Source organism: Mammaliicoccus sp. P-M59 (assembly GCF_022386135.1).
In the GTDB taxonomy this organism is placed as follows: domain Bacteria; phylum Bacillota; class Bacilli; order Staphylococcales; family Staphylococcaceae; genus Mammaliicoccus; species Mammaliicoccus sciuri_A.
In genome coordinates this window covers 1-14,336 of record NZ_JAJNJJ010000005.1, presented here as the reverse complement: position 1 = coordinate 14,336, position 14,336 = coordinate 1, and the positions used below count along the sequence as shown (strand labels likewise).

Annotated in this window: 14 protein-coding genes; all 14 read left to right on the top strand. The window is 30.4% G+C overall.

Translation table 11 applies throughout. From position 1 onward, the window contains the following. The first annotated feature begins 53 nt into the window (after positions 1-53). The gene (locus LQ617_RS08770) at positions 54-410 is read left to right on the top strand and encodes a hypothetical protein (protein WP_204173559.1); all 357 of its coding nucleotides are present in this window, start codon (positions 54-56) and stop codon (positions 408-410) included. Positions 411-504: 94 nt separating this feature from the next. Further along, a complete protein-coding gene (locus tag LQ617_RS08765) occupies positions 505-756 on the top strand; it encodes a hypothetical protein (RefSeq protein ID WP_239728289.1) in 252 nt (83 codons plus the stop codon). A gap of 42 nt (positions 757-798) precedes the next feature. Further along, on the top strand, positions 799-2,475 hold the full coding sequence (cch1, locus tag LQ617_RS08760) for a cassette chromosome replicative helicase (protein ID WP_239740193.1): 1,677 nt from the start codon (positions 799-801) through the stop codon (positions 2,473-2,475). A 272-nt stretch (positions 2,476-2,747) separates the two neighbouring features. Further along, positions 2,748-4,424 carry a cassette chromosome recombinase CcrC gene (gene ccrC / locus LQ617_RS08755; protein WP_239740192.1) on the top strand — a complete coding sequence of 559 codons (1,677 nt, stop codon included), beginning with the start codon at positions 2,748-2,750 and terminating at the stop codon, positions 4,422-4,424. A 253-nt stretch (positions 4,425-4,677) separates the two neighbouring features. Next, on the top strand, positions 4,678-5,022 hold the full coding sequence (locus LQ617_RS08750) for an SAUGI family uracil-DNA glycosylase inhibitor (protein WP_239705277.1): 345 nt from the start codon (positions 4,678-4,680) through the stop codon (positions 5,020-5,022). A 91-nt stretch (positions 5,023-5,113) separates the two neighbouring features. Then, entirely contained in the window at positions 5,114-5,425 is a 312-nt protein-coding gene (locus LQ617_RS08745) for a DUF960 family protein (protein WP_239705278.1), read from the top strand. An 18-nt stretch (positions 5,426-5,443) separates the two neighbouring features. Beyond that, positions 5,444-5,950: a DUF1643 domain-containing protein gene (locus tag LQ617_RS08740; protein ID WP_239728314.1), complete on the top strand. Its 507-nt coding sequence runs from the start codon at positions 5,444-5,446 to the stop codon at positions 5,948-5,950. Positions 5,951-5,967: 17 nt separating this feature from the next. Continuing rightward, complete coding sequence (locus LQ617_RS08735; protein ID WP_239728316.1) at positions 5,968-6,183, top strand: hypothetical protein; 216 nt, start codon at positions 5,968-5,970, stop codon at positions 6,181-6,183. A 206-nt stretch (positions 6,184-6,389) separates the two neighbouring features. Then, positions 6,390-7,262, top strand: coding sequence for an HTH domain-containing protein (locus tag LQ617_RS08730; protein WP_239705282.1), 873 nt, complete (start codon positions 6,390-6,392; stop codon positions 7,260-7,262). 33 nt (positions 7,263-7,295) lie between these two features. Further along, positions 7,296-7,589 carry a hypothetical protein gene (locus LQ617_RS08725; protein WP_239728319.1) on the top strand — a complete coding sequence of 98 codons (294 nt, stop codon included), beginning with the start codon at positions 7,296-7,298 and terminating at the stop codon, positions 7,587-7,589. Positions 7,590-7,603: 14 nt separating this feature from the next. After that, the gene (locus LQ617_RS08720) at positions 7,604-8,098 is read left to right on the top strand and encodes a hypothetical protein (protein ID WP_239705284.1); all 495 of its coding nucleotides are present in this window, start codon (positions 7,604-7,606) and stop codon (positions 8,096-8,098) included. Positions 8,099-8,285: 187 nt separating this feature from the next. Then, positions 8,286-8,489 carry a peptidoglycan bridge formation glycyltransferase FemA/FemB family protein gene (locus tag LQ617_RS16145; RefSeq protein WP_481816976.1) on the top strand — a complete coding sequence of 68 codons (204 nt, stop codon included), beginning with the start codon at positions 8,286-8,288 and terminating at the stop codon, positions 8,487-8,489. A gap of 801 nt (positions 8,490-9,290) precedes the next feature. Next, positions 9,291-11,093, top strand: a complete 1,803-nt coding sequence (locus LQ617_RS08715) for an acyltransferase family protein (protein ID WP_239740191.1) — start codon at positions 9,291-9,293, stop codon at positions 11,091-11,093. Between the two features lie 1,041 nt (positions 11,094-12,134). After that, positions 12,135-14,336, top strand: a 2,202-nt coding sequence (locus LQ617_RS08710; protein ID WP_239740190.1) for a YSIRK-type signal peptide-containing protein, incomplete at its 3' end; no start/stop codon positions are given.

The window sequence follows — 14,336 nt, the reverse complement described above, 5'->3', positions numbered from 1 at the left end:
ATTATATCTAACTTAAGTTAATGCTTGAGTATAATTCTTAGGAGGTTTTTATAATGAAAACATATGTAATGAAAGAAGTTTATACCCATGATGAGAAAGTTCATCACATAGAAATTGAAACCATAAAAGGAGAGCAATTTAAGTATACTACACAATTCACAATAACAAGTGATTGTAAAAATTTAATTACTCTTTTGATTGGTCAGGCTTTGATGTTGCCAAGTAAAACTGAATTTTCAATATACGACTTGTTGGATATGGTTGGTGAAGATGTTTATGGCGATATTTACGATGAGGAAGTATATGCTATTAACATTTTACTTGAAATGTATCTTGAAGAACATTTCACGCTATGCCAGTTACAAGAAGGTGAAGCGGAAAATATAATAGTTAAGATTTTTCAAAGGTAATTAATCTAGGAGGCAAAGAAGATGGAAATAAAAACAAATAATTTTTTATCAATTCAAACTGACATAGATCAACGTGCTGAAGAGGTTAGGTAACATGGGCAGAGAATGGTTCTTGAAATGTTTAGAAGAAGCGTTAAGTAAGAGAGCAAATGAAAAATTCACTGTAAAAAAATTGCTAATAGATACAGGTGCAAAGGATCCAACAACAAAGTTAGTAGAAAATGTCGAAAATCGGTTTCGACATTATGTAATGTTGAATGAATCTGTACATTTTGAAATGTTTTACAATAAAAATCAACTTATTTTCGTAAGACTTACGGATTTTTACGGTTTCGATGATATTTAAGTAGTATTTGTAAATAAGATTATGCATGGAGGTAAAGAAGTAATGAAATTTGAAAATGATAATTATTTAATAAATTCAAATGGTTGCTTTAAGAAAATGAAAGGTACCAATGATGGAGAAAGTGAGAAGCTAGTTAAACTAGCTTCTCCAATTTTTATAGTTGCTAAGTATAAAGATCGAGTATATAAAAAGGAACAGCTTATCATACAAGATATAGATGGTGAGGAATACATTTTAGATTCAAGCATATTAAGTTCACGTAATTTGTTTAAATTAATAGAAATGGGATTTACTATTAATGAAAATCGCATTAAAGAATTGAGTAATGCTTTACAGGAGTACAGAGATAGTACGGTGAAAAGTAGTTTTTATAAAGGTGTGGGTGTTTTACCTACAAATAAAGGAACAGTTGTTGTACTTGATGATATCCATTTCAGTCCTTCAATGACTGAGGAAGATATGAATCAAGTGATTTGTGATAATAAATATGATTTATCGCCTAAAGGTAAATTAGATGAATGGCTTACAATGTTTCAGCAGCAAGTGAATGGCAATGTTGTATTAGAACTAATTACCATCTTTGGAGTAAGTTCATTAGTTACAAGATATTTATTCTTGCTAAATGAAATTGAGTTTACAGGAATAATATATTCATTGACAGGACAGTCATCTAGTGGCAAAACAACAGCAGCTATGTTAGCAGCATCAGTAGCAGGTAATCCTAATAAAGGAGATAATACTTTATTTTGTAGTTGGAATGCGACTAAAGTAGGCATTGAAAATATCGTGAGTTCAAACTTTGGGGTTCCAGTGATATTCGATGAATTATCAACTTCAACCATTAGAAATCTAACGAACTTGCTATATTCTGTAAGCGAAGGGCAAGGAAGAGAACGAGCAGATAAAAATGGTAACACAAGGGAAAAATTCAATTCAGGTACTTCAATTATTTCAACGGGCGAATATAGTATTTTTAATAACTCAGCAAAAAATGATGGATTAAGGGTACGTATCATTGAGATTAATGATGCTATAACATCATCATCTTCGAATTCGGATGCTATTAAAAAAGTTGTAAGAAAAAATTATGGTCATGTCTTGCCAATAATATCCGAGTATTTATTAAATAATGAAGAGGAATTGGTCTCTATTTATGAAGAACATAGACAGTGGTTTGAAGTTGAACTAGCAAATGAAGAAAGCAACACAGGAATGCGAATGATAAGTAGGTATGCTGTGATTTTGACTTCAGCAACTATATTTGAACGTGCTTTAGATTTGAAATTGAATAAAGAAGGTATGAAAAAATATCTTTTAGAATATCATAAAAATACAATGTCAGAGCGTTCTTTAACCGAAAAAGCAATGACAGCTATTATTCAATATGTCGCAGTAAATAAAGGCAAGTTTATCAAAGATGGATCATTATCTAATATGATTGAAAACAATGGAACAATATTAGTTCAAAATGATTATGTTGAAGTAAAGATTATACGTTCTATCTTCGAACGTATATTAAAGGATAATGGGTTTGAGGATACAAAAAACGTAATCAAAGCATTGGATAGTGACAATAAATTAGTAACAGATAAAGACAGAAAAACAAATCAAAGAAAAGTGAAAAATAGTAATGATGAATTGGAATCAATAGTCTTTTATCACATAAAAATTGATAGAGCATTTGCTGAAATGTTGGATTTAAATATGTATAATACATGATTATTAATAACAATTTGTCTGTAGAAATAAACAAAGAAAGGCGTTGAATAGTATGAATAATGAACAAGTTGAAGCGTTTATTGAAGTGCTTGTTCCTATAATGGAAGAACGTATTAATAAAGATAAATAATTTAATTACGTACCACAGGATGTAACCTGCAGTACACATATTTTATTTAGTAGAAATGAAACAAATCTACAAATATATATTATTACATTGAAGTTATATACCAAGGTCTATAACGGAAACTAAGTAAAAGGAGAGAAATATTATGAACAGAAAAATAGCATTATACTCACGTGTGAGTACGACAGAACAGTCTGAGCACGGTTATTCTGTGCATGAACAAGAACAAGTCCTCATCAAAGAAGTTGTTAAAAACTATCCAGGTTATGACTATGAAACTTATATTGATTCAGGGATATCAGGAAAGAATATTGAAGATCGTCCTGCCATGAAACAATTATTAAAGGATGTCAGAGACAATAAAGTAGAGATGGTTCTAAGTTGGAAATTGAATCGTATTTCTCGTTCAATGCGTGATGTATTTAATATTATACATGAGTTTAAAGAACATGGTGTAGGTTATAAATCAATTTCGGAAAACATTGATACCTCGAATGCATCTGGTGAAGTTTTAGTTACAATGTTTGGTTTGATAGGTTCTATAGAGAGACAGAGTTTGATATCTAATGTGAAGCTTTCAATGAATGCAAAAGCGCGTAGTGGAGAAGCTATAACCGGAAGAGTTTTGGGATACAAATTGTTACTTAATCCACTGACACAAAAAAATGATTTGGTTATCGATGAAAATGAAGCTAATATTGTTAGAGAAATATTTGATTTGTATTTGAATCACAATAAAGGACTTAAGGCCATAACAACAATTCTGAATCAAAAAGGTTATCGCACGATTAACCAAAAACCTTTCTCTGTGTTTGGGGTTAAATATATTTTGAATAACCCTGTTTATAAAGGGTTTGTCAGATTTAATAACTATCAAAATTGGACAGTTAAACGAAGAAGTGGTAAAAGTGATGAAAAAGATGTAATTTTGGTGAAAGGTAAACACAAAGCAATTATAAGTGAAGAAATATTTGATCAGGTACATGAAAAATTATTATCCAAAAGCTTCAAACCAGGAAGGCCAATTGGTGGAGACTTTTATCTAAGGGGGCTTATTAAGTGTCCCGAGTGTGGTAATAATATGGTATGCAGGCGTACTTATTATAACACGAAAAAATCAAAAGAACGTACTATTAAACGTTATTACATTTGTTCATTATTCAATCGTTCTGGTAGTTCTGCTTGTCATAGTAATGCGATTAATGCGGAAATTGTAGAACATGTTATTAACGTTCACCTTAATCGTATTTTATCTCAGCCTAAAATCATTAAACAAATTGCGACTAATGTTATAGAAGAGCTGAAACGAAAACATAACACTAAAAGTAATGTCATCATTGACATTGAAAGTTTAGAAAAACAAAAAGCTATAATTAGAACACAACAAGAACGTTTATTAGAATTGTTTTTAGATGATCAAATGAATAGTGAAATGTTGAAAGAAAAGCAAAATCAATTGAATCATCGATTTCAAGCTCTTGAAGAACAAATCAAAGCGGCTCAACAATCTAATCCAGAAGAAACAAAAATACCTGACTTTGATAAGTTGAAGAGTCGCTTAACATTGATAATTAGTCGTTTTAGTGTTTATTTAAAAGAAGCAAATCCTGAAGCCAAAAATCAGCTTATGAAGTTGCTGATTGATTCTATTGAAATTACTACAGATAAAAAAGTAAAGCTCGTACGGTATAAAATTGATGAAAGTCTTATCCCCCAATCTTTGAAAAAAGATTGGGGGTGTTTTTTTATGCCAAAAATTCATTTTGTAATTGATGGTACACAGAAATATTCTATTGACCAAATTACCACTTTTACCACTTAAATCTAAGTGATAAAAGTGTAGAATTTGTTATTAATAAATATATGGATAACATTATAAAAAATATTTCTCTTAGCACAATAATAAAAGAGAGGATAATGGGATTTCCTTGTCATACCAAATATTGTTGCTGATTTTTATTGGGAAGTTTTCTGAATATCAGTGGGATTTCTAAGGGAAATAAACGAAAAATCAAACGTATATTATCTATATGATGTGACACATACATCAATCAAACAATTAGGAGGTCATAAAAATGACATTAGAACAACAACTCAAAGGCTATATCACACACTTATTCACCCTACCAAAGGACGAAGAATGGCAATGTGAATCACTAGAAGAAGTGGCGAATGATATCCTGCCAGATGCATATATTAGGTTGGGACCACTCAGTAATAAAATCCTTCAGACTCATACGTATTATTCAGAGGCATTACACAAGCGAAAACTCTATCCATTTATTCTCTACTATGAGAAACAACTTATAGCCGTTGGCTATATCGATGAATACCATGATATGGACTTTTTATATTTTCATAATACCGTAATGCCTTTACTAGACCAACTCTATTTACTACCAAAAGGTGGTGAATCATAATGGCGACATGGATTCGTATTGCAGAAATGAGTATCACAGTCATAACAGGTGTGATCGCAATAATAGAAGAAATTGAGAAGGGTGACGTATAATGGCACGTTTTATCACAAGAGGTATTGACTCAGACTTACCTTACATTATCCAAAAACATATCTGGGAGCTTGTATTATTCAGAGAACATGAACAGGCTAGAGAACATGAGATAATCGACTATTTTCATATCTTTCAATTCAATATGTATAATGAGGAACTATACATTAAGCACAAACAAGAACGACCAGAATATGTCAAAATTCATAAAACGCGTTATAAGCAACCGATTAATATTAGTAAAGTCTATGTTATACGCGAAGATGATGTAGGCTGTTCTTATTATGTCATGTTGTTGCCGGAGGAATATTAAATAAGGAGTGTAAAAAAGGTGCAAAATATTAAAAGTACATTAGAAACAGAAGCGATATTCAGTGATGATAATCAACATCGTTATTTACTAAAGAAGACATGGGATAACACGAAACAATCTATCGCAATCATTACAATGTATCCTAGTTATACAGGGATACTTCAAATAGATTTAACAACTCAATTGATTATAAACAAAATTTCAGAAATGGATGAATATGGCACGATTTATTTTGTGAATTTATATTCCAATATTAATACACCTCGTAATTTAAAGCACTTAAAAAATAGTTTTGATAAGCATACAGAGATTCATCTGATGAAGGCGGTCAAAGAAGCAGATGTTGTTATTCTTGCATGGGGTGCTTATGGTAAAAAGCCAGGTGTAGACAAGAGGGTGAATAATGTATTAGACATGTTGAAACCCTATCAGAAAAAAGTGCAAAAACTCATTAATCCCGCCACAAATGACATCATGCATCCACTCAATCCGAAAGCACGTCAAGAATGGCTTTTGACAACATAATATAGGAGGATATATAAATGACATTATCACATGGGCAAAACGTTAAGCATTTTTTAGATTCACAAACATATGAAGTGATGATAAAAGGGGTTATCGCACATATCGCATCTATTCATGACCATAATACATTGAATGATATTTATCAAATGTATATGGCAGATGATACCCTAACATGTATACTTCATGAGAACATACAAGGCATCATTAAGTCGGTACAACATGAAGCCGATTAATATTGTATCCTTATAAATTAAAGATAGGGATTAGTCGTATTGTGACACTTCGTTTTTCTTCATACTTCATGTTTATATTATATTCCCCCCGATATAACGCCTTTTTAGTACGTTTGTATTTTTTACCATATTTTTGAAAAAGATTCGCGTAATGACATATTTTGTCATACCTGTTTTGTAGAATATAGATTGAAGGAGGTGACGCATTGGATCGTGTTTTTCGTGTGTTGACGATATATAATCGCTTACTACAACACAAAAATGTTAATAAAAAGACACTCACACAAGCATTAGGTTCAAGCCCGAGAACGATACAACGAGATATTGATGATATTCGTAACTTTTTATATGAAGCAAAAAGCTGGGTTGGTGTTCAAAGTGAAATAACGTATGACTATAAATCTGAAAGTTATACATTAAAAAAAGATAAAAGTGAAAGTCAATATTTTATGTATGATATTTTAAATAGTCTTTATCTGACAACACCAAAGATAAGTCGTCACTTCTATCAGTATCTTAAGATGGTGATAATCAAATATCATGGAGACCAACAAGATGGATTATTACAATATTTAAATCATTTTGAAGTTGATGATGAGAAAGAAACGCGTACATCTGTTTCAGTCGCTGTTCAAGCGTTAAATGAAAATCGATATTTAAAGCATCATAAACATTTAATATTACCGATATCACTTCATTACCAAATGTTTTCATTTCATCTCATTTATCAATTCAATCATGAAATTTATATTACAGATATTCATAAAATGGATTTAACATTAGCGAATGAAACGTTTGATTGTCATCAAAAAGAAATGAAGCATGATTATATTACATTTGAAGTATCAAAAGAAGTTTGGTTAAACATACATCGGTATTATCAAATTCATGTGATTGAAAATTATGATGAAGATCATATTATGGTGACATTTAAAATGACAAGGCCTGAGGCTATTCAACTTTGTTTCTTATATCGATCACAAATACGTGTGATTTCACCACGAGATTTAAGGGAACAAGTGATTGATGAATTACTCTTTTTACAATCAACATATCTAAAACAACAGATTCAGCATTAATAACATATTTTAATTACGGAGGGAATCGAAGCAATGGGTAACATAATAAAAACGATAGGAAAAGGTATCGGCAAAGGTATAGGTGCAGCCGCTTATGTTTCAGTTACGACTATTGGTGCAGCCGTTAGTGCAATCTGGGAAACGACAGGTGATAGAGGAATGGTAAGGGATGCTTTAAAAGATTGTTCTAATGAAGAATTAACGGAAATATATGGTATACAAAAAGAAGATGATGGTGATTATACCATGTATCTTGCGGCAAAATCTTTATTAGAAGAAAGAGGCTATATGTATCTTGATGAAACTAATGAATGGATTAAACGGTAAGGGGGTAAAAGGTTATGGACTTTATTTATTATAAGCAAAAAAATTTAGATCATTTTGAAAATCAATTGAAAGAACTAGCTTTAAATAAAAATTATAAATTTAACAAAGAAATTGAAGTGTTAAAAGAAAATGAGATTCTTGAAAAGTCGGGTAATCATGAGCGAGAACTATTAAAAATATTTAAAAACAATGCGCAGATAACAACATACCATTTCAAGAATCATAAAAGTAATTATTTAATTATTATTGGAGAAACAAATACTCCTGGAATTATAGGTTTAACAGTTATATTTGATAAAAAGCCTTTTAAACAAACAGGGAAGCTTGCATTGGCCTCTTTATTAACATTATCTCTTTTATCTGGAGGAGGTATAATAGCAGCTATAGCTGGACTTGGTGTTCTTGGGTCATATGCCAAACGAACTTTCGCAATTAAAGGTCCATTAGGAAAAGAAATATCAGAGATTATAGAAAATAAATTGGGTCAACCTATAGAATTCAAAGACTAGAAAATCAATACAGTTATGTCAATGATAGAAGTTTGAATACGAAAAATAACAGCAATATTAAAATATTAACAGTGTAAGATATATTGTAGGACAGGGATAGATATTAAAAAGTGTCCCTGTCCCATTTATTTCATTAAAAAGGTGCAATAATATTTTTTTTGAACCTTACAGAAAAAGAATTTGATACATTTACAAAAGCATATTTCAAGCCTTACACAAAAAAGTTGTATATATTGTAGGTGTTAAAAATGATAAAAATGAAGTTGTCATAGCTATTTTATTTACAAAAATAAGGGCTATAAAGTTTTTAAAATATTTATATTCACATAGAGGTATGTTAACGAATTATTATGATATAGAATTAGTCAAACTAGATAATTTTCTGTTTTAGACTTAAAAAATTGATTAGATGATATGTTGTTGTCAGCATATAATCATCAAACGAGCCGTATAATAAAAAAGGAAGATGAAATGGATGTAGAAGTAAACACTTTACTTATTGAAAAAAAGAAAGATTCTTAAAATTATTTAAGTTGGCTGAAGAAAAAGTAATTCGTTCAATTAATTGTATAGATTAATTAAAAGGCATATAAAATACAGATGATAGTCAAGCAATATTTAAAATTGCATCTATTAATTTATAAAGCTATTGAGATCTATTAATGTCATAATGAATTATGTTGAAAGGTGAAATCCAATACACAAAATCTATGTTAGCAGACAATCTCAACTATAAAAATACAAAAGACAGCTATTCAAAACCTTAATTAAATAATTGATTAAACGAGATGGTGAAATCATGGATTGAAAGATTATTGTGTTTAGCAATTTAAAAAAAGTTTTTAATAGTAATGTAGAAGAGTATTGAGCAGACTTTATAAAATCTTTTAGGAAAATTTGATAATTTTTTAAATAGGTTAACTCAGTAGAAAAAATCTTTAACATTTTAAACTTAAAATAAGTATATTAATCTAAGTATATTTTTTGAGTTTTATTTGCTAATGGTTTGGTTCTGTAATCTTAATCGTTAGTACAATTACTTTTGTATATTTTTGACTTTAACAATCTGATATCTCTTTCTTGTATGTAAGAGTAATTAACAAGTTTTATCCTTTTATGTATATCTTTGGTAAATCATGATACAATAGTTTTTATTAGAAATTTTTACAATTTATTGAGGAGTCAATGAGAAATGAATGGTCAAACGAAAGAGATTAAGTCACACTCAATTCGTTATTTATATGGTTTAGATGGCTTACGTGCAATTGCTGTTATAGCTATCATCATTTATCACCTTAATCCTAAGTGGTTATCGGGTGGTTTTTTAGGTGTGGATACTTTTTTTATCATTTCTGGCTATTTAATTACGAGCTTATTAATCCATGAATATCAACAGACTGGTACGATTGACCTCTTACATTTTTGGAAAAAACGTATTAAAAGGTTACTGCCAGCAGTCTTATTTTTATTAAGTATTGTACTCATATATACCTTATTATTTGAACCGAGCATTATTAAAAGTGTAAAACAAGATACGTTTGCTGCTTTATTTTATGTATCTAATTGGTGGTATATTTTTCATCATGTTAGTTATTTTGATAGCTTCAAAGTGATGCCACTTAAACATTTATGGAGTCTAGCGATTGAAGAACAATTTTACGTATTTTGGCCAATTTTATTAATGATATTACTACGCATTAAAAAGTTAAAAAGGCATTTTGTTTTAGTTGTATTTATAGCTTCTCTTATTTCATTATTGTTAATGATATTAATTGCTGAACCAAACGTTGATAATTCAAGAGTATATTTCGGAACAGATACTAGATTACAAACACTGTTATTAGGTGTATTACTAGCATACATATGGCCGCCTTTTAGATTGAAACAGCAAATTATAACGCCGTTAAAGATTGGAATTGAAACGATAGGTTGTATTTCTTTAGCACTATTAATTTACTTTATGATGACTGTTTCATCCAGTGACAATTGGTTATACTTTGGTGGTATTTATCTTATATCTTTAAGTTCTTTACCTGCCATTGCGAGTGCTGTTCACCCTAGTACGTTATTATCTAAAGTATTAGGTAATCGTTTGTTTTTATGGATTGGACAGAGATCCTATAGTTTATATTTATGGCATTATCCTATCATAACATTTATCAATAAATATTTCGTTCAAGGACAAATCCCTTTTTATATGATATTGATTGAAATCATATTAACGTTACTGTTAGCTGAATGTTCATATCGTTATGTTGAAGTACCTATTAGAGTTCGTGGGCTAGCGTATTTCAAACCTGGAAAAGCTCAATTAAAATCACTCATTGCTAAAAGTAGCATTACTTTAGTATTAGTTGGTCTTACATTAACAATACTTTCAGGACATTTTGATTATTTACAACAAACGCAACATCATCATGCGAAGACGACTTTTAAAGTTTCAAATCACGACCATAAGAATAGTTTGATATTACCTATTCCTAAAATTAATGTTAATAGCGAACAAACCATTAATCATAAAGGGAAGCATCAAGATAAAATGTTATTTATCGGTGATTCCGTCATGGTTGATATCGGGGAAGAAATACATAAAGCATATCCAGATGCGATAATAGATGGTAAAGTCGGTCGTAATTTAAATGATGCTATTCCACTCGTTCAAGAGAAATACAGTACATTTAACAAAGCCAATCAACTAGTTGTACTTGAACTTGGTACGAATGGAGATTTTTCATATGATGATTTGACGAAGCTCATTAAAATGTTCGGTAATGCCCATGTTTACGTCGTTAACACACACGTACCAAGAGATTGGGAACAAAGTGTCAACGAAAAACTTTCGAACGCAGCAGATTCACATAAGAATGTTCAATTAGTCAATTGGTATCAAAAAGCAAAAGACCATTCAGAATACTTCGCATATGATGGTGTGCATTTAGAATATAAAGGCGTACAAGCACTCGTATCCGAAATTAACAAACATATAAAATCATGAGATTTGAATTTGAAAAATTAAACAGGTCGGTTATAATATTAATTGTACCTTGTCAAGTAGACAATTAAATAATAGAAAATGGTCGAATTCATAGCTGTGCTATGGACTCGACTATTTTTATATAATTTGATTAGTTTTATATAAAAGATATATTTGAAAAATCGATTACTACCCACTTTATAAATTATAAAAAAACAATTCTTGTCTCTTTATAGAGTTCACTTTTCATCATTTCTGATCCTATACTTATTGAAATATCATATACTTGGTATTTTTAAATTGGTTAACCCCTTTATCAAATGTGCTAAAAGCAGGTTTGTTAAATGCCAAGCTCTTATTCTTAAAGTATTTGCTACAAAGTTCTTTTATTCATTTAAAAATTCCTCCTTTTTTTAATTTCTTTTGATGTTGAGATGATTATATAAAGATATTTATAAAACATTTATATAATTATTAACTACTACAAAATGTAATATTAACTCTATACTTATCAAGGTATTCTTACCATTATTTATCCCTTAAAATTATTACAACCAATCTCGAATCTATTAAATATAATGTATTTCATAAAATATAGATTGTAGAAAGGAAAAATTCAACGATAAATAAAGAGATTAATTTATTGTACGATTTGTATGAAATTGTTTTTCGAGTATTTTAGATAAAATCTAGTGAAAATAGAAATGAAGGATATTAATATTACCTTAGTTTTTATTGAATAGACATAAATCGGAGTATGTTACTAGTGACTATATCGCCTAAAATATAGAGTAATAAATCTATATTTTTTTTGCTAAATATTTTGTATGTTATTAACAATTTTATAAATCATTATATTTAAAGAATCGCATCTACGTGTAATTTATATACAAAAATAATAATAAATTTTAATTGTACTCAACAACAATTATAAAATCTATATTTTTTTAATATATTTATATATTGAAAATCTAATTTTGATAGATTAATATAAATATGATAAGGCAAGTTGTAATATTCGTCGTATCATACATTAATATATTTGAAAGGAGACTTGGTTCAATGAAAAAAAGGGGTAGAAAATTAGATTTTATACCTAATAGATTTAATAAGTATTCAATTAGAAAATTCACTGTTGGGACTGCTTCAATTTTAGTTGGGGCAACTTTGATTTTTGGAATAGGAGAAGAAGCAAAGGCGGATGAACAACAAAATAGTTCTGTACAATCACAGTCAGCAGATGATAATGGTCAATCTGGCAAATCTTTAGAAGAAGCAAGCACAGAAGAAAAAGCACCAGAAGCTGAGACAACAGAAGAAGCAACTACAGAAGAAAAAGCACCAGAAGCTGAGACAACAGAAGAAGCAACTACAGAAGAAAAAGCACCAGAAGCTGAGACAACACCAAAAGCTGAAGCTACAAACAAAGTAGCATCAGAAGAGCCACAAACTAATTACAATAATAATGATTATTCAATTTCACAAGTTCGTGATGAAGAAACAGCTGTTATATATTATAAAAAAGCTGCCAACGTTTCAGATGAACAAGCTCGTGAAGTAATCAGTAATTTAAATTTAGATATAAAAAATTTAAGTGAACAAGAATTACAATATGAATTAATCAAGGCGTTAGCAAAAGAGCAGAACAATAATAAACCATTAGCAACTGCTTTAAGAGCGGTATCACCAAAAGATGAAGAATCTTTAAATATTGCTTCAAATGAATTAATCAATACATTAGCAGTAACAGATAAATCAAAAGTAATCGAAGCAGATGCGATTAAGAATGGATATATCAAATCTCAAACTGACGCAACTAACGCTAAAAATACTTTGTCAGGAAGAGCTTGGATTGTTGATAAAGGAACGCCTGCAACAATGTCTAATGGACTTACAGCAGTTCCTGAAGGTACGAAAGTATACTTACAATGGATCGATAAAGATGGAGCTGTATCACCAACATATATGGCTACAACATCTAACAAATTAAGATCTTCAGATGGTTCTCAAGTAGGTCCAGGTGCATATGCATTTGACTTAAGAGAGGCTTGGACTGACGCAAATGGAAAAGAGCATAAATATAACGCGACTAGTAAGCAACTATATCGCTTATGGATTGAAGATTTTGAAATTGATGATGGTATTACAGCGACAATGATACGTCAAGCTGGCGGATTTTATCCTGGAAGATATGTAGACTCTATTACTAATTCTAATTTAGGTCAATTTCCATTAATTGGTTCAAATATGCAACGTACGGGTATATTTATGGGAATTAAGTCAGGTAATGATTACATGACTAATGACAAATCTGAATGGATCCATGATGAACAAGGTCCATTGAGTAGTCCAGCAGTAGATTTAAAAGCAAAAAATTCAGTTTCAGGACAAGTTTGGTTTGAAACAGGTGCTGGAGACTATGCTAACTCAGCTACAGGACCAAATAATAATAGTAAAGATCCAGAAGCTGCTGGTTATACAGTTGTTATGTCTTCATTAACTGAAGAAGGTGCCAAACAATATAAAGCTCAAGTTAATAGTTTACCAGAAAAAGAAAGAGCAGCAGCAGCTAAAGCATTATTAGAAGCAAATCCTGACTATATTTCAGCAACTGTTTATGGTGAAACAGATGATAACGGTCGATATACTTTGAGATTCCCAGATGGTACGTTAAATACAAGCTATATGTATGGTTATGTGATGGATCCAGATGGTAATGTAGTGAATGCATATTCATCTTATACAAGTCCTCAATTTAGAGCACCAAACAGTAACTTATCATGGACACCACAAACAGCACCGGCTCAAAACTTAGTTGCTAATCCAATGTGGTATAACGTTAATTTTGCATTAGTTCCATCTAATGATATTAACTTAGATGTGTTGGAATATAATAATACCGATAAACCTGCAGTTCCAGGTGACGAAGTTCATATCGACTTAATAGGTTCAAATATTTCACCACTACCAACGCGCGTTGAGTGGAGAGATAAGAACGGTAATGTAGTTCAAAAAACTGGCGACATTAATACGTTAGAAGATGGTGAACAACAAGGTACATTTATTGTTCCAGATAGTGCGGTAGATGGAGATATTTACACTGCATATTTAGTCGTAGGAGACAATGATGTATCAGCTGATTCATTTATTGTAAAAGTTCTGGATAACAGACAATATGAACCAACAACAGACGGCGTAACAAAAGATCATGGTACACCAACGACAACAGACGATGTAACAGGTGCAGTGACAATCCCAGATTAT

What these genes read in the sequence shown, in the direction of transcription:
- LQ617_RS08770 (WP_204173559.1), top strand. Translation starts at nt 54, where the DNA reads ATGAAAACATATGTAATGAAAGAAGTTTATACCCATGATGAGAAAGTT.
- LQ617_RS08765 (WP_239728289.1), top strand. Translation starts at nt 505, where the DNA reads ATGGGCAGAGAATGGTTCTTGAAATGTTTAGAAGAAGCGTTAAGTAAG.
- cch1 (WP_239740193.1), top strand. Translation starts at nt 799, where the DNA reads ATGAAATTTGAAAATGATAATTATTTAATAAATTCAAATGGTTGCTTT.
- ccrC (WP_239740192.1), top strand. Translation starts at nt 2,748, where the DNA reads ATGAACAGAAAAATAGCATTATACTCACGTGTGAGTACGACAGAACAG.
- LQ617_RS08750 (WP_239705277.1), top strand. Translation starts at nt 4,678, where the DNA reads ATGACATTAGAACAACAACTCAAAGGCTATATCACACACTTATTCACC.
- LQ617_RS08745 (WP_239705278.1), top strand. Translation starts at nt 5,114, where the DNA reads ATGGCACGTTTTATCACAAGAGGTATTGACTCAGACTTACCTTACATT.
- LQ617_RS08735 (WP_239728316.1), top strand. Translation starts at nt 5,968, where the DNA reads ATGACATTATCACATGGGCAAAACGTTAAGCATTTTTTAGATTCACAA.
- LQ617_RS08725 (WP_239728319.1), top strand. Translation starts at nt 7,296, where the DNA reads ATGGGTAACATAATAAAAACGATAGGAAAAGGTATCGGCAAAGGTATA.
- LQ617_RS08720 (WP_239705284.1), top strand. Translation starts at nt 7,604, where the DNA reads ATGGACTTTATTTATTATAAGCAAAAAAATTTAGATCATTTTGAAAAT.
- LQ617_RS08715 (WP_239740191.1), top strand. Translation starts at nt 9,291, where the DNA reads ATGAATGGTCAAACGAAAGAGATTAAGTCACACTCAATTCGTTATTTA.